21 protein-coding genes are annotated in these 20,424 nt (G+C 27.2%); 10 read left to right on the top strand and 11 right to left on the bottom strand.

The features are described 5' to 3' along the window. Nucleotides 1-212 precede the first annotated feature (212 nt). On the top strand, nt 213-578 hold the full coding sequence (locus Q0H31_RS02445) for a CidA/LrgA family protein (RefSeq protein WP_295295605.1): 366 nt from the start codon (nt 213-215) through the stop codon (nt 576-578). Continuing rightward, nucleotides 575-1,282: an LrgB family protein gene (locus tag Q0H31_RS02450; protein WP_295295606.1), complete on the top strand. Its 708-nt coding sequence runs from the start codon at nt 575-577 to the stop codon at nt 1,280-1,282. Before Q0H31_RS02445 ends, Q0H31_RS02450 begins: the two co-directional genes overlap by 4 nt. 333 nt (nt 1,283-1,615) lie before the next feature. Here Q0H31_RS02450 and Q0H31_RS02455 read toward each other — a convergent pair whose 3' ends face one another. The 7 genes from Q0H31_RS02455 to alaS all read right to left on the bottom strand — a co-directional run bounded on the left by Q0H31_RS02455 (nt 1,616) and on the right by alaS (nt 8,682). Further along, complete coding sequence (locus Q0H31_RS02455) at nt 1,616-2,461, bottom strand: bifunctional 5,10-methylenetetrahydrofolate dehydrogenase/5,10-methenyltetrahydrofolate cyclohydrolase (RefSeq protein WP_295295607.1); 846 nt, start codon at nt 2,459-2,461, stop codon at nt 1,616-1,618. Between the two features lie 401 nt (nt 2,462-2,862). Beyond that, nucleotides 2,863-3,249 carry a Fur family transcriptional regulator gene (locus Q0H31_RS02460; protein WP_295295608.1) on the bottom strand — a complete coding sequence of 129 codons (387 nt, stop codon included), beginning with the start codon at nt 3,247-3,249 and terminating at the stop codon, nt 2,863-2,865. 95 nt (nt 3,250-3,344) lie between these two features. Next, the gene (locus tag Q0H31_RS02465; RefSeq protein ID WP_295295609.1) at nt 3,345-4,316 is read right to left on the bottom strand and encodes a D-alanine--D-alanine ligase; all 972 of its coding nucleotides are present in this window, start codon (nt 4,314-4,316) and stop codon (nt 3,345-3,347) included. A gap of 59 nt (nt 4,317-4,375) precedes the next feature. Further along, nucleotides 4,376-4,666 (bottom strand): hypothetical protein, encoded by a 291-nt coding sequence (locus tag Q0H31_RS02470; protein ID WP_295295610.1) that lies wholly within the window; start codon nt 4,664-4,666, stop codon nt 4,376-4,378. Continuing rightward, nucleotides 4,666-5,463, bottom strand: a complete 798-nt coding sequence (locus tag Q0H31_RS02475) for a hypothetical protein (protein WP_367117121.1) — start codon at nt 5,461-5,463, stop codon at nt 4,666-4,668. The genes Q0H31_RS02470 and Q0H31_RS02475 overlap by 1 nt, the downstream gene beginning before the upstream one ends. A gap of 9 nt (nt 5,464-5,472) precedes the next feature. Continuing rightward, entirely contained in the window at nt 5,473-6,087 is a 615-nt protein-coding gene (locus Q0H31_RS02480; protein ID WP_295295612.1) for a HEAT repeat domain-containing protein, read from the bottom strand. After that, complete coding sequence (gene alaS / locus Q0H31_RS02485) at nt 6,088-8,682, bottom strand: alanine--tRNA ligase (RefSeq protein ID WP_295295613.1); 2,595 nt, start codon at nt 8,680-8,682, stop codon at nt 6,088-6,090. Between the two features lie 254 nt (nt 8,683-8,936). On the opposite strand from alaS, the gene Q0H31_RS02490 reads away from it, so the two are divergent. Then, nucleotides 8,937-9,542, top strand: a complete 606-nt coding sequence (locus Q0H31_RS02490) for a metal-sensing transcriptional repressor (protein WP_295295614.1) — start codon at nt 8,937-8,939, stop codon at nt 9,540-9,542. An 84-nt stretch (nt 9,543-9,626) separates the two neighbouring features. Here Q0H31_RS02490 and Q0H31_RS02495 read toward each other — a convergent pair whose 3' ends face one another. After that, nucleotides 9,627-11,012, bottom strand: coding sequence for a cation:dicarboxylase symporter family transporter (locus Q0H31_RS02495; protein WP_295295615.1), 1,386 nt, complete (start codon nt 11,010-11,012; stop codon nt 9,627-9,629). Between the two features lie 580 nt (nt 11,013-11,592). Here Q0H31_RS02495 and Q0H31_RS02500 point away from each other — a divergent pair. The 3 genes from Q0H31_RS02500 (at nt 11,593) to Q0H31_RS02510 (ending at nt 13,997) form a co-directional block, all read left to right on the top strand. Continuing rightward, a complete protein-coding gene (locus Q0H31_RS02500; protein ID WP_295295616.1) occupies nt 11,593-12,198 on the top strand; it encodes a RecX family transcriptional regulator in 606 nt (201 codons plus the stop codon). Between the two features lie 164 nt (nt 12,199-12,362). Further along, complete coding sequence (locus Q0H31_RS02505) at nt 12,363-13,184, top strand: ankyrin repeat domain-containing protein (protein ID WP_295295617.1); 822 nt, start codon at nt 12,363-12,365, stop codon at nt 13,182-13,184. A 9-nt stretch (nt 13,185-13,193) separates the two neighbouring features. Further along, the gene (locus Q0H31_RS02510) at nt 13,194-13,997 is read left to right on the top strand and encodes a PD-(D/E)XK nuclease family protein (protein WP_295295618.1); all 804 of its coding nucleotides are present in this window, start codon (nt 13,194-13,196) and stop codon (nt 13,995-13,997) included. On the opposite strand, the gene Q0H31_RS02515 is transcribed toward Q0H31_RS02510, so the two are convergent. Next, nucleotides 13,994-14,320 carry a cupin domain-containing protein gene (locus Q0H31_RS02515; RefSeq protein WP_295295619.1) on the bottom strand — a complete coding sequence of 109 codons (327 nt, stop codon included), beginning with the start codon at nt 14,318-14,320 and terminating at the stop codon, nt 13,994-13,996. The two genes, Q0H31_RS02510 and Q0H31_RS02515, sit on opposite strands and share 4 nt — an antisense overlap. A gap of 230 nt (nt 14,321-14,550) precedes the next feature. Here Q0H31_RS02515 and rsmI point away from each other — a divergent pair, with 230 nt between their 5' ends. Both rsmI and Q0H31_RS02525 read left to right on the top strand, forming a co-directional pair. Beyond that, nucleotides 14,551-15,330, top strand: a complete 780-nt coding sequence (gene rsmI, locus Q0H31_RS02520; protein ID WP_295295620.1) for a 16S rRNA (cytidine(1402)-2'-O)-methyltransferase — start codon at nt 14,551-14,553, stop codon at nt 15,328-15,330. Further along, entirely contained in the window at nt 15,320-15,616 is a 297-nt protein-coding gene (locus Q0H31_RS02525) for a flagellar biosynthesis anti-sigma factor FlgM (RefSeq protein ID WP_295295621.1), read from the top strand. The genes rsmI and Q0H31_RS02525 overlap by 11 nt, the downstream gene beginning before the upstream one ends. A 68-nt stretch (nt 15,617-15,684) precedes the next feature. On the opposite strand, the gene Q0H31_RS02530 is transcribed toward Q0H31_RS02525, so the two are convergent. Together Q0H31_RS02530 and Q0H31_RS02535 are read right to left on the bottom strand one after the other, a co-directional pair. After that, entirely contained in the window at nt 15,685-16,650 is a 966-nt protein-coding gene (locus Q0H31_RS02530) for a LuxR C-terminal-related transcriptional regulator (protein WP_295295622.1), read from the bottom strand. Next, on the bottom strand, nt 16,647-17,393 hold the full coding sequence (locus tag Q0H31_RS02535; RefSeq protein ID WP_295295623.1) for a histidine kinase: 747 nt from the start codon (nt 17,391-17,393) through the stop codon (nt 16,647-16,649). Before Q0H31_RS02535 ends, Q0H31_RS02530 begins: the two co-directional genes overlap by 4 nt. 544 nt (nt 17,394-17,937) lie before the next feature. Here Q0H31_RS02535 and Q0H31_RS02540 point away from each other — a divergent pair. Both Q0H31_RS02540 and Q0H31_RS02545 read left to right on the top strand, forming a co-directional pair. Continuing rightward, on the top strand, nt 17,938-18,738 hold the full coding sequence (locus tag Q0H31_RS02540; protein WP_295295624.1) for a hypothetical protein: 801 nt from the start codon (nt 17,938-17,940) through the stop codon (nt 18,736-18,738). Then, a complete protein-coding gene (locus Q0H31_RS02545) occupies nt 18,735-20,336 on the top strand; it encodes a hypothetical protein (protein ID WP_295295625.1) in 1,602 nt (533 codons plus the stop codon). The genes Q0H31_RS02540 and Q0H31_RS02545 overlap by 4 nt, the downstream gene beginning before the upstream one ends. The last annotated feature ends 88 nt before the right edge of the window (nt 20,337-20,424 follow it).

Below are 20,424 nucleotides of genomic sequence, written 5' to 3' on the forward strand. Positions count from 1 at the left end.
TAAAAATTGTTTAATCATAATTTTTTATATATGTGAGGATATTGCTTCACAATTATTTTTTCTCCTTAAAAGTAAGTAATTTATCTCTGTAGTATTCATACTGCTTTTACGCAACTCAATCTCAGCGTAAAAATACTCTATTGAAAAACATTTTTTTAGGTATATAATTTATCCCAATAATTTTTTAAAATAATTTATTGGATTCTACTAAAATGAAATTGATTAAACAATTCTCTATAATATTTTTTATTTATTCAATATCATATATCTTAAGCAAATCTCTAAAACTTCCAATACCGGGAAATGTAATAGGAATGCTAATTTTATTCTTACTCTTGGTTTTTGGAATTGTAAAAGAGAGCGATATTGATGAGGCTAGCGATATATTAATAAAAAATATGTCTCTATTATTTGTACCTGCCACTTTAGCTATAGTTGATGAATATAAATATATTAAAGATGAGATAATACCTTTTCTTATAATATGTATATTTTTTGTTATAGTGATAATGGCGGCAACCGGTTTATCTGCTCAGTTTTTTGAAAATATAGTTAATAAAAAAAGGAAAATAAAATGACAGCACTATTTCAAGATAATCCACTAATATCAATAGTAATAACTTTAATAGCATACATCATAGCTTACTATATTTATAATAAAACAAAACTTCCAATATTAACACCATTAGTAACAACTGTAATACTTGTAGGCTTTGCTATTTATTTTATGGGTGTGCCTTATAGTGTTTATAATGAAAGCGGCGGAAAATTTATTAATGCATTAATAGGACCTGCTACTGTTGTATTAGCACTTCCGATATATAGAAACCTTCCAATATTAAAAGCAAATTTATTAGTAATACTTTTAAGCATTGCTATAGGAAGTGCTATTGGAATAGTTGGAATATATATCACTGCAAAAATTATGGGTGTATCAGAAAATATACTTTTATCTCTCCTTCCAAAATCTATAACTACTGCAATAGCTGTTGATGTGGCTGATAGTATTGGAGCTGTAAAATCTATCACTGTGCTTGCTGTTATAGTGTCCGGGGTTGTGGGGGCAATAATAGCTCCTATAGTTTGTAAGATATTTAGAATAAAATCGCCTTTAGCTAAGGGTATTGCAATAGGCACTGCATCGCATGCTGTTGGCACTAGTAAGGCAATAGAGATGGGAGAGACTGAAGGAGCTATGTCTGGTCTTGCTATAGGTATAGCTGGGGCTTTAACGGTTGTATTGCTTCCTATACTATATAAATTGCTTGTTACTATATGGTAAAAATTTTTAATTTTGTTAAAAATATTTTTTAAGTTTTTTATTTGTGGTGGCTTTGCCCCCTGCGAAGCGTGCCCTTAGGGTACACGCCCCCATTTCTTTTGCTACCGAAGGAAGTGCCGGCGACTGAAAGGAGTACCTTTAGGTAAGGCGTGACACAAAGAAGAAAAAGGACTGAATTTTTATGATAAATTTTATAATTTAATCGTATATTAAAAGGCAATCCCCCGCACGACTAAAAAGTTATAATTAAAGCATAGCATTACCGTGCGGAAAGGTGGTACAGCTCGTACGCGGGAAAAAGTTGAATAAAACAAGAACATAAATTAGTTATAATTAATTATTATTATACTTCGTATGCAAATAAAGCAAGTTTGAAAGAAGCATTGTTGTCGTTAAACTTCCAACGCCATTAGGCACAGGTGTTATAGCAGATGCAATATTAACTGCCTCGTCAAACTTTACATCTCCCTTAATAGAACCATCTTCAAGCACATTTATTCCTATATCTATAACAACAGCATTCTCTTTTACATACTCAGCGTCAATAAACTCTGCCTTTCCAATAGACACACATAATATATCAGCATTCTTGCAAACACTTTTTAAATCTTTAGTTTTTGAATGAGCTATTGTAACAGTGGCAGATTTATTTAATAATGATAAAGCAAGCGGCTTTCCAACTATCTCACTCCTTCCAACAACCACAGCATTAGCACCCTCTATTTTTATGTTATAATGTTCAAGTATTGTCATAACGCTTCTTACAGTGCAAGGAATTAATTCATCATTAGAAGTTAAAATCCTGCCAAGATTTAAATTGCTTATTGCATCAATATCTTTTTTTGTAGATATAGTCTCGTAAACAACCTCTCTTCTTATATGCTTAGGCAATGGCATTTGAAGCATTATACCGCTAATATCTTTCTCTTCGTTTAAGTATTCTATTAAAGTGATAAAATCTTTTTCTGTTGTGTTTGTGCCTAACTTATGAAGCTCGCCTATCATTCCAACATTCCCTGCCATTTTCTTTGCATGAGTAAAATACAACTCTGTAGATTTATCATCATCAAAATAAACAAAATCTATTCGAGGTTTTTTAATTAAAAAAGCAACTTTCTCTTTAATTTCTGCTCTTATGCTTTTTGATAATTCTCTTACATCAAGTATATTAGCCGGCATATTAATAATTTCCTTTTTAATGAAAATAATAAATTTATTCTATATTTTTTATAGATAAAAAACAAGTGCATTAATAGTAAATAACTTTTATTAAAAAATTAGTTTTTATTTCTGTTATTTGAATAAATATATTTTAGTATCAATTTAGTATTACTTCTTACTTACAATTTATATTAATATAAAAAATATTTGCAGGGCTTTGCTCCGCACCCCAGTTCTTTTATTGGTATAAAAGAACCAAAAGAACTGCATTTGACTAATAAGTTATAATTAAAGCATAGCATTACCGTGCGGAAAGGTGGTACAGCTCGTACGCGGGAAAAAGTTGAATAAAATAAGAATATACATTATTTCTTTTAGAATGAAAGTATAAAGAAAATACTTATCTTTTTAATAAAAAATTATTCTGACTTGCAAGATTTGCAAACACCTATAAATACAATGTCATGTTTATCTATTTCTACATTATATTTTTTAGAAACAGCATCGTCTAATTCTTTATTATAAGGCAAATTAATATCTATTAATTTTTTGCATTTATCACATTGAAAATGATAATGCTCACCTGTGATATGGTCAAACCTTACAGCATCATCTATTATAGAAATCTTTTGTATCTCATTATTTTCAGAAAGTAAATTAAGGTTTCTATAAACTGTGCCTAAACTAATAGAAGGAAAGTTTGGTTTAATATAATTATAAACCTCTTCTGATGTAGGGTGATTTTTTAATTCCCGTACAGCATTTAATATAACTTGCTTTTGTATTGTGTTTCTAGTGTTGTTCATATTTTACAAACCTCTTATGAAGAAATTATTTATAATTAATAATTAATCTCATTTAGAATGATATACTAATTTTAACTGTTTGTCAATAGATAATTTTATACATTTTTGTAAGCCAAAGAAAGTATATATAAAACAACATCTTCAAAAGGCATATTAATATTTTTTGCCATAGCTGGTATATCAGAAGTATTTGTCATGCCGCCTTGAGTATTTACTTCCATTAAGTTTATAAAACCATCTTCTGCAATTATAGCATCTATTCTGCAAAGCCCCTCACAGCCCAAAACATCATAAGCTTTTTTACAGTTTTCTATTAATTTATTTTCTATTTGTTTATCCAATTTAGCTGGTATCTCCATCTCTGTTTTTCCCGGAGTATATTTAGCATCATAATCATATATTTCATTTTTTGGATTGATTCCAAGTATTGGAAACACATATATATCATCATTATTGCGTACAAGCCCAACAGTTACTTCTTTGCCTTTAATATACGGCTCTAAGAAATAATTATGAGTATCTTTTATGTCTTTAACAATATTTTCAAATTCTGTTTTAGTTTTAATTAAAGAAACTCCAACACTAGAACCGCTGGAAATGGGTTTTAATATTATAGGGAAATCAAAAGAAATATTATTATTTTTTACAGCATCTTCAAGAAGCTGAAAATCAACAGTAGAAATATTTGAAGAAAGCCATATTCTTTTAGTATAAACTTTATTCATACAAAGAGAGCTAACCAAAGTATTTTCACCTGTGTATTTAATATTAAGACAATCCAAAAGACCTTGAATAGTACCATCTTCACCAAAAGTGCCATGCAATATATTATAACAATATTCAACATTTTCTTTTTTTAAAGTTTCCACTAATTCATAATGATCTTTTACATCTATTAATATAGTGCTGTCTTTTAATTCTTTATAAGAGGTTAAAGCCTCAAAAACGTTCTTTCCGCTTCTAAGAGAAACTTCTCTCTCATCGCTAATGCCTCCGTGAAGTACGGCTATTTTTTTTCCTTCAAATTTTTTCAATGTTTCATTTTTTAATTCAGTAGTTAATAGCATATTTAATTTCCTAAAATGTTAATAGAAGTTCTTGATAATAAAAAATCTATATATAATATTTAAATAATATCACATATAGATTGTATAATGCTTACCTTTTTTCTTTCTCTCTCGCTTAAAGGTGCATATTTAGATTTATACATCACATCATTTGCCAAATTGATAAATTGATCTTTAATCATCTCGGCAGCCTCTTTTGGAGTTTTACCAGTGCCCTTAATAGCTAAATCATCATTGCTAATAAGGTATCTATCATTATCAATCTTTGTAATATAACCTTTTAAAGGTCTTTTAAACTTAAACTCATCAATATCACTAAAAGTTAATTCTATTTTTTGTCTGTCTGCCATTATTTAATACCTGCCTTTTTTGCATATTCTTCATTAGTTAAACTAAATGTCTTTTGAGTAAACAAAATATCATTAGTACTAAAAGCATACGGCACTTTATTTTTTAAATTGTATACTCCATTAGATACTGCTTCATTTATTATAATATATAATTCATCAGCATGCTTCTGTTGAAACTTTACAACATCAGCTATTACTATCTGATAATTCATCTGCTTAGTAGGAGAACCAGTATCCCCTATAATATAATAAGAATATCCTTCTAAAGTATCCAACCATAAATTATTGCCATTTAAATCATACATATCAAAGTTTATATCAATACTCTGTGCCCAAAAAGACATTTCAGAATCAGCATACATAACCCCTGATATATTTTTATCTCTAAGTAAAGATATAGTATCATCATCTAATTTATTTGTAGCTATAGTACCAGTAGCAGCCACATAATCAGAACCTAATATATAATGATTTGGAAGCTTAGAAAAATCTAAATTACCTAAAGCCTCTTCTAAAGTTACAAGTTTTATTAACTCACTTTGAGAATTAAAATTGCTTATAAAACTATTTAATACAACATCAGCATATATCTCTGTATTTAAATATTTTAATCTGTCTATATTTGCATTTGTCATACTTTTTGGGAAAGTAAAAGAAGCAACAGCAACTATCCTATTTGTAGATATTATATCATCTACAACAACAACAGAATTACCCATACTTTTGCATGAGAAAATAAAAATATTTATAAAAGAGAAAATCATTAATAAATAAATTATTTTTTTATTAAAAAACATATATTATTTTTATATTCCTTTTTCATTTCTATATTTTAAAACCTGATCTATAGTAGATTTCACCGCATAATCATTATCTGTAGAAGAAAGCAAATTAAGAGAACGATCAACTCTTTCATCTTCATAATCTTTCAAAGCCTCAATAGCAGCCATTCTCACCCATTTATTTTTACTTGATAAACTTCCAAGTATAGAGTTTAAAAGTTCAGGAGCTTTTAAATTACCAGCAACTTTCAAAGCCTCTATTTGTACCTGCAAATCAGTATCAGATATAGCTCTTTTTATACTATCTATTGCTTCAGGAGTTTTAGCTTCCAGCCTGCCTAAACCATGTATAGACAAACAACGCACATTAAAGTCAGGGTCTTCAACACTGGACTTCAAAAAATCACTATAAGCTATTTCAGCTTCAATATTGCCAAGCACCCATATAGCCTCTGCCCTAACCTCTCTCCCGCCATTTTGTGCCGCATTAAGTACCTCTAATAAAACTTTTTCATCATCTTTATTGTTTTGCAATTTCTTTGATGCCCTATTAACATCATCAAGTCTTCTTAAAGTTAAATCTTTCTGAGAACAAGATACAGAAAATAATATTATAATAATAGTTAAAAATTTTTTCATTTATAAACTGCTCTTTATTTTATTAATAGCCTCTTTTGCTTTTTCGATATTTTCTATAGAGCCTTGAGCAAAACTATCTTTTCCTCCGCCTCTGCCGCCTGCAGCTAATATTATATCCTTAATTAAAGAATTAGCCAATATGTTTTTTTCTTTTAAAATATTACCTGTAACCTGAACTATTATAGAATTATTTGTTTTACTTATCATAAAGGCTATAGAATCTTTAACTCTCTCTTTTATAGTATCAGCATAAAGCCTTATGTCTTTTATATCTTCATCAAACTCCAAATTATAAAACTTAATTCCATTTAAATCTTCATAATTATCAATAAACGCTTTAGAAGATGAGCCGGAAGTCTTTAATTGTTTATTTTCTTTTTGTAATTTTTTTATTTCTGCTTGCAAATTTTCTGCTCTAATTGTAAGCTCGTCTGCTTTGTTTGCATTAAGTATATGGCTTAAACTTTTTACTTTATTAAATAAATTTGTAGCCTCTTTAGCAGCATTAAGCCCAGTAATAGCTTCAATTCTTCTCACACCGCTTGCAACAGAACCTTCACTTACTATATGAAAATAACCAACTTCAGATGTATTTGTCAAATGGCTTCCCCCGCAAAGCTCAACAGAAAATCCTTCGCCAATATCAAGTATTCTTACAGTGTCTGGATATTTCTCTCCAAATAATGCCTTAGCTCCAGAAGCTATAGCCTCTTCTTTCGGCATATATTTTATTACTGCAGGCATTGATTTAAATACTATTTCATTAACTTGATTTTCTATGTTTATTAAAGTTTCTTCATTAATAGAATCTGGATGGGTAAAGTCAAATCTCAAATAATCTTCACAAACAAAACTTCCTGCCTGATTAATATGATTTCCAAGTGTAAGCTCCAAAACCTTTTGAAGTATATGTGTTGCAGTATGGTTTTTTCTTATGGCACTTCTTCTATCAAAATTAACTAAAAGTTTTATATCCTCTCCAACTTTTAAAGTTTTATTACCACAATCAACTATATGTATAATAGTGTTTTCCTTTTTTTGTGTATCTAATACTTTTAATTTTTCTCCGCTTGAAATCTCTATAAAACCATTATCTCCAACCTGTCCTCCCATCTCTCCATAAAAAGGCGATGACTCTGTAATTACAACAACATTAGAAGATGATGCACTTTCTTTTTTCTCTCCATTCTCATATAAAGCAACTATTCTTGATTTTACGCCGTTAATCAAATTCTCTCTTTCTTCACCCACATATTTTGTTTCATAATTTTCAACAAAACCAAACTTTGATTTTTTATCTTCACCTGTTCCCCTGCTTCTTTTTTTCTGCTCTTCCATTGCATCTTCAAAGCCTTTCTTATCAACTGTAAAACCATGGTCATTAGCTTCTTCTTCCGTGATGTCAAAAGGAAGCCCATAAGTATCAAAAAGCATAAAGGCATCTTTACCTGATATTACTTTACTTTCCTTGTTTTCTTCCATTACACTGTAAAGCTTATTCATACCGGCAGATACTGTGCTTAAAAATTTATTCTCTTCTTCTAATAATATCTTTTTAATATTTTCTTCTTCTTTTGGAAGATAATCATATATATCTTTATAAACATTTATTACAGCAGAAGTAAGCTCATTTAAGAAAGCTCCTTTATGACCTAAATCATTAGCAGTTTTTAAAGCCCTTCTTAAAAGCCTTCTTAAAACATATCCCCTTCCTTCATTGGATGGTTTACAGCCTTCAGCCAAAACAAATACTAAAGCTCTTAAATGGTCAGCTAATAAATTTATTTTTGTCTTTGTACTTCCTTCATATTTTACATTAAGCTTATTTAAAATAGCATCAACTATAGGCTTCATTACATCAGTTTGATAATTGCTCTCAACCCCTTGCATGATATAGCAAAGTCTCTCAAGCCCCATTCCTGTATCTATACCAACATTTTTAAGAGGAGTCAAATTACCATCAACATCTTGAAAAAACTCATTGAATACTAAATTCCAAAACTCTAAATACCTCTCGCAATCACATCCCACAAAACAATCAGGCTTACCGCATCCTTTCTCCTCACCCATATCAATATAAAGCTCACTGCAAGGTCCGCAAGCCCCAGAATCTCCCGCAGGTCCCCAAAAATTATCCTTCTTTCCAAGCCTCACAATTTTTTCTTTTGGTATTCCTATATGTTCATTCCAAATCTTGAATGCATCATCATCTTTCTCATAAATAGATACATATATTCTCTCAATAGGAAGCTTTATCACCTGCGTAGAAAACTCCCAAGCAAACTCAATAGCCTCTTTTTTGAAATAATCGCCCATAAAACAAAAATTACCAAACATCTCAAAAAATGTATGGTGTCTTGCTGTTTTACCAATATTCTCTAAATCTGATAATCTAAAACATTTCTGTATAGTAGCAACCCTTGAATATGGTGCTTTTTTTATTCCGGCATAGTATGGCTTAAACTGAAGCATACCTGCTGTTGTAAATAATAAACTAGGGTCATCTATTGGTATTAATGATGATGATTTCTCTATGGCATGTTTCTTACTTTTAAAAAACTCTTTGAACTTTTCTCTCAACTCTAAATGCGTCATAATATCTCCTAAATATATCATAACCTAATAAAAAAATTTTAAAAACATTATCGCTTAATAATATAATTAAATCCTTCGTTTTGCAAGCAATAAAATAAATTTCTATAAATAATAAATATAATAATATTGTTTTGAACATATTATAAATTAAAGAATTGCTCCTATTTCATTAAAAATAATTTAAAATATTTTGTAAAAACTAATTTTTGTTATATAATATACACAAATATTATTTAAAACCTCAAGGATTTTATATGACATTAGACAATGGAGTTATTGTATTAACACCTTCAGAATTTGAAAAAAAAATGGAAGAACTAGATAATTTTATAATTTTGGATGTAAGAACTGAATTAGAGCATAATTATGAAGGAATGATAGAAAATTCTTTGTTAGTAGATTTTTTAAGACCAAGGGTATTTAAAAGAGAAATAGAAAAGCTTGACAAAAATCTTACTTATCTAATCTATTGTTCTGTTGGAAAATTAGGCATAGATGCTGCTTCATATATGAAAAAAGTTGGATTTGATAATTTATATGTACTTGAGGGCGGTCTTAAAGCTTGGAATAAATACTGCGGAGACGATACTAAAATTTCTAAGTTCAGCATAGAGGAAATTATAGAAAAAAGAAAAAAGCTCATAATTAGATTAAACAGAATAGAAGGTCAGATAAACGGAATGAGAAAAATGCTCATTAAAGGAGAATATTGCGGAGATATACTTAATCAGGCTTTGGCAGTTAAGTCTGCTATGGCAAGCGTAAATCAAGAGATTATGGAAGTATTTTTAAATACTTGTATGATTTCACCAAAAGAGAAAGAAGACTTCTTTAGATATATGAAAAAATTAATAAAATAAATTTTAAATAAATATTTTTATAATAAAAAAACCCTTCTGACATTTTAATCAGGAGGGCTTTTTTATATTATTTTTTAATACATTTTAAGAATTTTCAGAAGCAGCAGTATTATTAGAATTAAACTTAGCTATATCTACTTCCTTACAAATCTTTCCAGTAGCAGCAGCTGTAATCATACCATCATTAACATTGAGTAAAGTTCTGCCCATATCAATTAAAGGCTCTATTCCTAAAAGTATAGCAACTAATTCAACAGGGAAGTTTAAAGCAGAAAGTGTAATAAGAGCAGCATTAGTAGCACCGCCTCCAACTCCGGCTATACCAAAACTTCCTATAGCTATTATTATTACAACCTTTATTAAAAATACAGGCTCAAATACATTAATACCTAAAGTAGGAGCTATCATAGCAACAACCATAGCAGGATATATTCCAGCACAGCCATTTTGACCTATAGTAACAGCAAGTGAAGCAGATAGGTTAGAAACTCCTTCAGATATACCCATTTTGTTTTTTAAAGTATCAACAGTCATAGGCAAAGTACCAGCACTAGTTCTTGATGAAAAAGCAAAAGCTAATGTAGGCAACGCTTTAGAATAATATTTGAAAGGATTATATCCAAATATCATAAGTATAATACTATGAACTATAAGCATAATAAATATTGCTATATATGAAGCTAATAGGAATTGACCTAATTGTGCAAAAGCTTTTAAATCACTAGTAGCCATAAATTTTGCCATTAAAGCTAATACACCATAAGGAGTTAATCTCATTACTATGCTAACTATTCTCATTACTATCTCATGTAAAGAGAACATTATCTTTCTAAAGAAATCAAAAATTTCAGGCTTTTTCTTTTTGATACCCAAAGCAGCCATTCCAACAAAAGCAGAGAAAAATACAACAGACAAAGTAGGTGATCCGCCTCCGCCTGCTAAAGCACTAAATGGGTTTGTAGGTATAATCTCAAGCAATTGCTGCGGTACAGGTTTAGAATTAAATGCCTCTAATCTGTTTTCATACTTTAAAGCTCCTTGAGAGTAATCGCCAACTATTGCCTGTATCTTTGAAGCGTCTAATCCAAATCCCTTAGAAATTAATATACCAACTAAAGCAGATATAGCTGTTGTTATCATCAAGATTGCTATTATTATCATAGTCATCTTTGCTATATTAGAATCGCCCTTTATATTTAATAATGCCATAGTAATAGAAATAAATATTAAAGGCATAACTAACATTTGTAATAATCTTACATAACCGCTTCCTACAACATTATACCAAATCATAGTATTAGTTATAACATCTGTTTCATATACATTTCTTAAAACAAAACCTAATAATAAACCTAATATCAATGCACTTAATACTCTAACAGTAAAATTTAAATGCTTCTTTTCCATGAAATATAATAGAAATACTATTAATAATAAAACTATTATATTAATGAGTGTATAGACCCACATATAAATTGACTCCTTATGACTTTTATATTAATGCGTAGATTATACTTAAATTTTTAAGTTTGTAAAGACTAATGTTTATTTTTTCACGCACGTTAAATAAATTTAGAAACTTAATTAAAACTGCATTTTAAAATTAATTTATATTTTTTGCTAAACTCACCGTGCGGTATATAATCAAAAAATTTAAAAAATTTTAGGGTGGGGCTAATAATTACTTTTAAAAGCAAAAAAGAAAAATTAAACAAAATAATAGATAAAATAAAAAGATTAAAAGGGTGGGGTATGTAATTTAAATTTTAAAATTTACTAAAAATTCCCCGCCCTTTAAAATTTGATGTTTGTATTTAAAAAATTAATCTTTATTTGTTTTTTTGCTTAATTAGAAATGTTAAAGCCCACCCAAGCTTTTATAAATTTTTTTAACTCTGTTTCACGCACGCTGAGCAAATTCAGAAAGTTAATTAAAACTGCAATCTAAAATTAATTCATATTTTTTGTTTCGCTTACCGTGCGGTTATTAAACTATAATATTGAAAAACTGATATTTTTAATATATATTATATTTATGACTATTCTTAAAATGAAATTAAAAAATGATAAAATCTATATAAAAGTATCCGGCGGCGAATATTTTACTATACCAAAAAATGGTACTTATGAACTTGATATTTATGAAGGTATGGAATTAGAATATGATGAAATACCGCATATAAGAATGAGAGCCTATGAGGCAGCTGCTAAAAAATCTGCTGTTAATGCTCTTAGAAGAGGTTTTTTAAGTGAGGGTATGCTTAGAGATAAGCTTATTAAAAAGGGGCATAAAAAAAGATTTATTAATTATGCTGTAGCTTATTGCAAAGAATATGAACTTATAGACGATAAAAGATTTGCAAAAATTACTGTGAATAGTTTGAAATTGAAAGGCAAAAGTAAAAGATACATTCTTGATGCTCTTAAAAAAGCTAAATTAAAAAACAAAACAATAGAAAGAGTTTCTCATCTAATAACAGAAAAAAATGAAGTAAGATCACTAAAAAATGCTATTAGAAAATATTATAAAATCTATGAAAATAAAGATAAAAGAAATGATTATATTATTAGAACCTTAATGAGAAAGGGTTTTAAATATGATGCTGTAAAAAAACTATTAGATAAATATAAGCCAGATAAAAACAATACTATATAAATTTACAATATATTAGTTTTTCTAAACATAGTCCAATTGTTTTATAATATGCAAATATAAAAGAATTAAATTATTTAAAAGATATTTATATGATATGTTGATAATTATATTAAAATGTACTATAATATAGTTAAATTAACATAATTTTTATTGAGGCTGGCTTGATGAGAAAAATAGCATTATTCATAATTTTATTTAATATTTCACTAATATCTAATGTTTATACTCAAAACAACAATTTAAAATATGATGCAGATGACCGAGGATTATTTAATGCATTAAAATACGGCAAGACTGATATTGCTGTAAATATGATAAAACTTGGAGCAGATGTTAATATAAAAGATGAATATGGTTGGAGTTTGCTGCATAGGGCTGTTGAATATAATAATATGGCAGTAGTTAAGGAATTATTAGAAAGTAAAAAGATAGATATAGAAGTTAAGCTTCCAAAAGACACTATAATAACAAATGATAATGAAAAATGGTATGCAGATGGGGATACTCCGCTTCTTCTTGCTTGTTATTATGGATATAATGAAATAGTTGAAACACTTTTAAACTATGGAGCTAATCTTGAGGCAAAAGATGATATAGATTCTGCTATGGCAATACATATAGCTGCATCAAAAGGACATTCGGATATAATAGAAACAATAATGCAATCGTATTCTGCAAAGAAAATAAATAACCTTGTAGATATAGAAGATGATACAGGAACAACTCCTTTAATGTGGGCATCTATGAATAATCAAATATCTGCAATAAATACATTGTTAAAATATGGTGCCAATATTAATGCTCAAGATTATGATGGGTGGAGTGCTTTACACTTTGCTGCTGCTTCACAGAGTTATAAGGCGGTTGAGATATTATTAAAAAATAATGCCAATGCTAATTTAGAAAATGTAAATGATGATAAACCTGTTGATTTAAGCTCTGATACAGATATAGTTGAATTATTAAATAAATATACAAATAGATAAAACAAAAATATGGAATCAAAAAAACTTCAAAGATTTAGCGAATATAGTATGTCCACATATTTACTTTGTCCGAGAAAGTATAGATACACTTATATAGAAAAGCCTTTTAAAAAATATAAAAGGGGAGTGAATGTGTATTTTATATTTGGTAATGCTATACATTTAGCATGTAAAGAATTTTATCAATTACGTGCTGAAGAGAGAACTTTAGATAGCTTGCACAATATATTTAGAGAGGTTTGGAAAAGAAGCGGCATAAGGTCTTTTTTTAATAGCAGGGAAGAGGAAAAAGAGCTTGGTGAAAAGGGCTTATATATGCTTTCAAATTTTTTTAATTCTTTCGGACAGAAGGTTCCTTATCAAATAGAAAGCTATAAAGAGACAAAAATAAAAGATTATATATTATTTGGCCGTATAGACAGAATAGATTTATCTGCAGATGGTTCTTTACAGATAGTTGATTATAAGACAAACAGATATTATGATTTGGGTGAAGATAACATGGAGAGAGAGAGAAAAACTCTTCAGCTTAAACTTTATGCTTTTATATTAGACTCATTAAATTTTAAGGTAACCAATGGTTCATATTATCATTTTGATGAAGACAAATTTGACACAATAGATTTTACAAAGGAATCTATACAATATATAGGCGAATGGTTTGATGAGATAATAAACGATATAAGATATGATAGAGCATTTGATAAAAGGGTGGGGACACACTGCGAGTATTGCGATTTTAACAAAATTTGCAATGGAGAATATATAGAAGGTTCAACAGATAAGACAGAAGAACTACTAATAAACAATTAAAGAAATATCAACAACAAATTAGAATAAGTTTCTTCAGCTATACTAATCATAGAGTGAATTGAATGAGGTTTTACTTTAATAACATCACCTTCTTCGAGGTCTACGATTTCTTCTTCTACCACATACCTAATTTTACCGCTTAAAACGATTACCATTTCTTCTGAAGGGTGTTCATGGTATGGTATAAGCTGATTAGTTTTTTGTTTAATTGAGTATATGTTATATCCTTTACTGCTTAATATATCTATTAGTTTTTCATCATTTTTTTCGCAATTAAATTCTTTTAGTGTATTAGATTTATAGTAAAATTTCTGCTCTGTCATATTATCATCCTCATGTGCATAAATTTCGGTTAAAACATTTTAAAAATTAGTGATGATTTTAAATGTTTCACATGAAACATATTTACAAAAACGAATTAATAAATATTTATATTGTTTTGATTATATAAACTTTATATGACCAAATTTTTTAATACTAAAAATAAAACAAAATGTTTCATGTGAAACATATAAACTATTGCAAATTATATTTTATAAATTAAAATAAACACATGGAAAATATTAACTTAAACAATAACATAAACATAGAAAAATCTGCTATATATGTGGTGGCTACACCCATAGGAAATATTGAAGATATCACCATAAGAGCTTTGAAAATATTAAATAATGTTGACTTCATTCTTGCAGAAGATACCAGAGTTACACTCAAACTTTTAAATGCATACAATATTAAAAAACCTCTATATTCATATCATAGTCATTCAACAGAAAAAAAAATCAATGAATATATAAATAATATTTTAAATGGAAGCTCTGTTGCTATTGTAAGCGATGCCGGAACTCCCTGTATAAGCGACCCCGGTGTAAGCATCATAAGCAAAGCAATAGAGAATAATATTAAGGTCATTCCAATTGGCGGAATATCTGCTTTTACTGCATTGCTATCCGCTTCCGGTATTTCTGGAAATACTCTATTCGTTGGTTTTCTTTCAAATAAATCTGGTAAAAGAAAAAATCAATTAAAAGAATTATACTCAAATGAAAAAAATATTATAGTATTATATGAATCTGTTCACAGAATAAAAGCATGCATAGAAGATATTGTTAACATATTTGGAGAAAATACTTACGTTGTTATCGGAAGAGAACTTACTAAAAAATTTGAACAAATCATAAGAGACAAAGCTTCTAATATACTTGCTTTTTTTACCAATAATAGTATACTTGATAAAGGAGAATTTTGCATCATTATTGATAATAGAAAACCTAAAGTATGCAAAGCTAATGCCGAAAATATACTATGTAAGGAGTCAGATTATGACAATTGATAAAATAGGCGGCACACAAAATATACAATTTAATTCTAAAGTAAAATATTCAGATGGTCCATCTCAATTAGGTTCAGATAAAATTGAAATATCTAACGAATCTAAAATAGCTTTGCAAAATAAAAAATTAATAGATATCGTTAAACAATCTCCAGAAATTAGAGAAGAAAAAGTTGCTGAGGCTAAAAAAAGATTAGAAATGTATATGAAAGATGGAGCTTTAAGAAAAGAAGTATTAAACTCTTTGGCTAACTCAATTATAGATGCTATGCCTATAGATGAATAATATAAATTAATTGAAAATGATAAATAGCAAGTATTATATAATGCTTGCTATTTTTTATTAAAAATTAATTAATACTTAGAAAATTTATTTACAAGCTCTACTCTGTTTTTTACGCCTGATTTATAATATATATTTGCAACATGATTATTAACTGTGTTTAATGATATATCAAAAATTAAAGATATTTCTTTATTTGTTTTTCCAGAAAGTAAATATGATAATATTTGCTTCTCTCTTTTAGTTAAATTAAAATCGTTATACTCAGATTTTTCTTCCAACTTAATACTATTATCTTTTTTCTCTTCATCATCATTATTAAAACTATTAGAAATTCTCATATTATTAGATTTTATCATACTTATGAAATACCATAATAAATAACCCAACATCACTAAGTTCCACCATGTATAAAATAACATCAAAGTTACATCTATAGAGTTTGTGTTCATAAAATCTTTTCTATAAATAATTAATTGGTAAATCAAAACAGGGTAAATTAATATAGTTATTATTCCTAAAACTTTCACTATAAACTTAATAGTTTTATCTTCTATATTTTTATAATTTAAAAATCCTTTTATAAGCAAATAAAATATAGATATATAAAATATCATACTGGATAAAATATATATATTAAATGATGTAAGTATTCCTACAATGCTTAATACAAAATAAAATACTGATAAAATTAAATATGATATATTAGTTTTTAAACTCCATTTTATTTTTAAAAACCTGTATAAAAATGCAGGTATAAAGTACAGCATTAATGCCATAGCCAAAGTTAATGTAAAGAAATAAAGTATGCTAAAAATATTATTAGAAATAAAAGACGGCAATGTGAGAAGTGTTATTAACCTTATAGTCCTTATAAAAATTAATATGCTGAATGTAAATAAAAATACTATATAATATTTAAGCCACAAAACCCTCTCTATTACATAATAAATAATAGAATAAAATATTGTAGAAAAACCTATTACAAAAGATAATAAGTAAAATATTAAGAGTAAATAATTAAATATATAATTCATAAACCACTTTTTATAGGAAATATAATATTTATTCTTCTTTTACTTCCTATACTGTCAAACCAAATATTTCCGGAATGCTTAGTAATTATATAATAAGCTGTATATAAAAATATATTATTAAAGTGTCTGCCATTATAACTTATTAATGGAGTTTTGAAAAGCTTTCTTTTTATGTCTTCAGGTATATTATTAGAATCAAAGCTAATACTTATAAGAATGTTATCTTTGCTGAAATTTAATAAATTATTCTTATCATTAAAAAATAAAAATCTCTCATCATCATAATTAACAAAACTATAAGATACATCAATAAACCCATTTGGCTTTATTGAATTATAAATAAATAAAAAAACATAATATATAGAATTGGATATTTTGTTTTTATCTATTAATACATTAAAATTACTATTTATCTCTTCTCCCAATCTTATCTTTACCCTTTTTGATATAAATAGACTATAGCAATTATCTATTACATTATTCATCAAAATATTAATATTATCGATATTCCTATTTAATGATAAATTACCCAATGTTATATCATTGAAATCATTAAGTGCTTTCATTGTAATATTTATAAGAAAAGACTGTCTTATAATTGAGTTTTTATCTTCATTTATTTCATCAGTTTTATCTATATTTTCTACATACTTAGATATTGTGAAATTATAGTTTTGTATATCATAAATAATGTTAGATATTAATAACTTTATTTTTTTATTGGTATAAAGAGTTTTTCTCATGTTTTTATTATAACATACAAATTTTAAAAAATCTAATATTGAATTCAAAAAATGAATTTATAATATGAATTTATATTATAAATTTACAATATAAATTTTACTTAAAAATTCATAATATTCATTTAAACTTATCAACATTATAAACAACTTATCAACATATTTAATTATTGAATTCATTAAGTAATTTTTTGAATTTGAATTCAATTTTTAAATAGTTAGATGCTCTTATATATTAATATAATATATTTTTAAATTTTAAAAATTTATTGTTATTATTATAACGTTAATATGTTGATAAGTTTTATATATAAGAAGAAATTAAAAAAATTATTTTATAAGATGTTGATAAGTTATTTATTATAAACAAACTTCAAATTACATAAATTTCATAAATTCAAAAATAAAATTTATAAAAAATTTATTTTAAACTTTCGTTAGTAAGTTGATAATTATTATGCACTTATTAACAGTTTATCAACAATTCTTATAATCACTTATATTTTTTACATAGATTATATAAGAAAATAACATATCTGGAGAGAATATGTCATATAATTTTAAGCTAATTGTTAAAAATGGACATAATGAAGAGATTTTGGATTTAATAGATTTAAGTTCTCAGATAAAATTATCAGATATAAAAGTAGACTTAAAAACAATAGAAGGCAATAAATACACATCAATAAAATCTGGTATAGGAATTATATCTTCAGGAAGAAAGCTTGATTTTGCAATACCTATTTTTGAATATAAAGATAATTTAGGAAAGTGGGTAAAAATAGAATCTCAATATACAAAGTACACAACTATGATTCTTTCAAATAACTCAAATAGATATTTTATAAGAATAGAGTTTGAAAATGAGATTTATGAGGCAGAACATATAATGACTTCTGTTGGAGGATATACTGTAAAATACATAAATAATTTAGGTGTTATAAATATTTCTCTTGAATCTTTAGATAAAACTTTTTTAAGGCAAAAAGAAGACACTTACAAATTAAACATTACAAATGAAAATAAACAGGATATATATTATAAATCTTTAAGTTTAGTGCCTACTGCTGTGTCATTTAATTTAGAGTTTGATAATATAATTGGAGATGAGCTTTATTTTTTATTTGCAAACAAGCAAAACTTTGGAATAGAGGCGAACATAAATAATATAGATGTTACTAGATGCACTGTTGATTTTGACGGAGAAGTTTTAAAAGTAAATGGCGTTATTTATGATTATAAAGGCATAAGACCAGAGCTTAATGCCGGAGATAATATATTTTATTTAGACACCAATCAAACTTGCACAAATGCCTATATAAGATACAAAAGGGGTGTTTTAATATGATGATGCCTTATCATTTTTTAAGCGGTATATATAAACTTCCTCCAAGTGAGTATAAAAAATTTGAAGAGACAGGAAGCTATATAAAAATAATTCCATACTATAATAATAAATATTATACAGAAAGAGAGATAATATATACAGAAAACTTTTATAAATCCTATGAGTTTAATTTAAACAAAAGAGGCGGAAGCTCTGGTAAAATAAGTTTTAATATTCCTCTAGACAATATAAATATAAATGACAAAGTGGAATATTTTTTAAATGGCAATAAAAAGTTTGTAGGCTATATTGAAAGCATTGATAATTCTGGCTTAAATGTTACAGTTATTCCTATATGGGGGCGGCTTCTTCATCAGTATATACAAGGGGACTTAATTTTAGAATCTACTAAAGGAGTTCTTGATATAGTTTTGTCTCTTAAAGAAAAGATAGAAGAGATGGGCATAATTTTTGATGAGAAAAATATTGATTTAAATAATGACAAACAAATAACAATGTCTTTTAGCGGTAAGAATGTTTCTGATATACTTGATGAGGTAGAAGAGAATATATCAAAAAGCTACTCTTGGGGTGTTGATATTAACAATACATTTTATTTTAAAGAGTTTTCTAATATTCCAACCAAAAAAATTAATTGGCATAATAATCATTTTTCAGAGAGCGAATATACAGAGGATTCTTCAGATTTGGTAAGCAGATATATAATAAAAATGAAAGACAGCATCATAGATGAAAATGGAGAGGATAAAGAAGTTTATAGAGCTCTTCCAAAGATAGTTGGTGCAGATAAACTATATCCTGCAATACCATTAGAAAAAGAGATAGGCATAAAAACAGATATTTTTGAACTTAATTATAAGCTTGAAAATTATGACCTTGCCTATGAATATGCTTATCAGTTTTTAACCAATCAAGAGAAAAAAGAAACTGTTCAGCTAAAAAACATAAATTGCAATTTAACAGATATTGATATAAATGAATGTGTAGAGTGCATATTAAAACCTACAAACAATTTTTATAAAATAATAGATTTTAATGATTTTACAATTATAGAAAGCCATTTGAATGAAGTTTACTCAAGCGACATAATAGATATTGATAGTGCAATAGAGACAAGAAAATATCCAAACTACAAACAGCAAAATAGCGTGAAACTCTCTGATATAGATAAATATTATAAAGATGTATGCAATCATGTTTATAATATTACAAAAATAGCTATATTTTTTTCTGATGGTTTGGAAGATAAAGAAAATAATGTTAGTGCATTATTTCAGGTTGAAGATGGAGAGCATACACAAAGAAAGTACTGTAAAAATGGTTTTGCTTTATTTGATGTTTCAGGATATGACAAAAGAAATATTATAATAACATCAGAGAGAAGTAATATACTTTATGAGAAGTTTATATGTTTTTTTGACAGTGGTTCTAAGACAGTTGAGATGAATGTGAGGAGCATTAATTATAAGTTTGAAAACAATCATTTAACAGTTGATGCTGATTTATCAAAGATGAATGTAAAACGCACTAATTATTTATATGACCAAGAAGAGCAAAGGAAGAAATTGGAGAGTCTTTTAACCTATTCTGAGAGCTAATTATTTTAAACTTTGGGGCTGTCCTAGATAACTTAAATTTGTTAAAATTTAAGTATGAAACGCAGTAAATTAAGTAAAGATAAACAAT

This window comes from uncultured Brachyspira sp. (assembly GCF_934747485.1).
Lineage (GTDB): Bacteria > Spirochaetota > Brachyspiria > Brachyspirales > Brachyspiraceae > Brachyspira.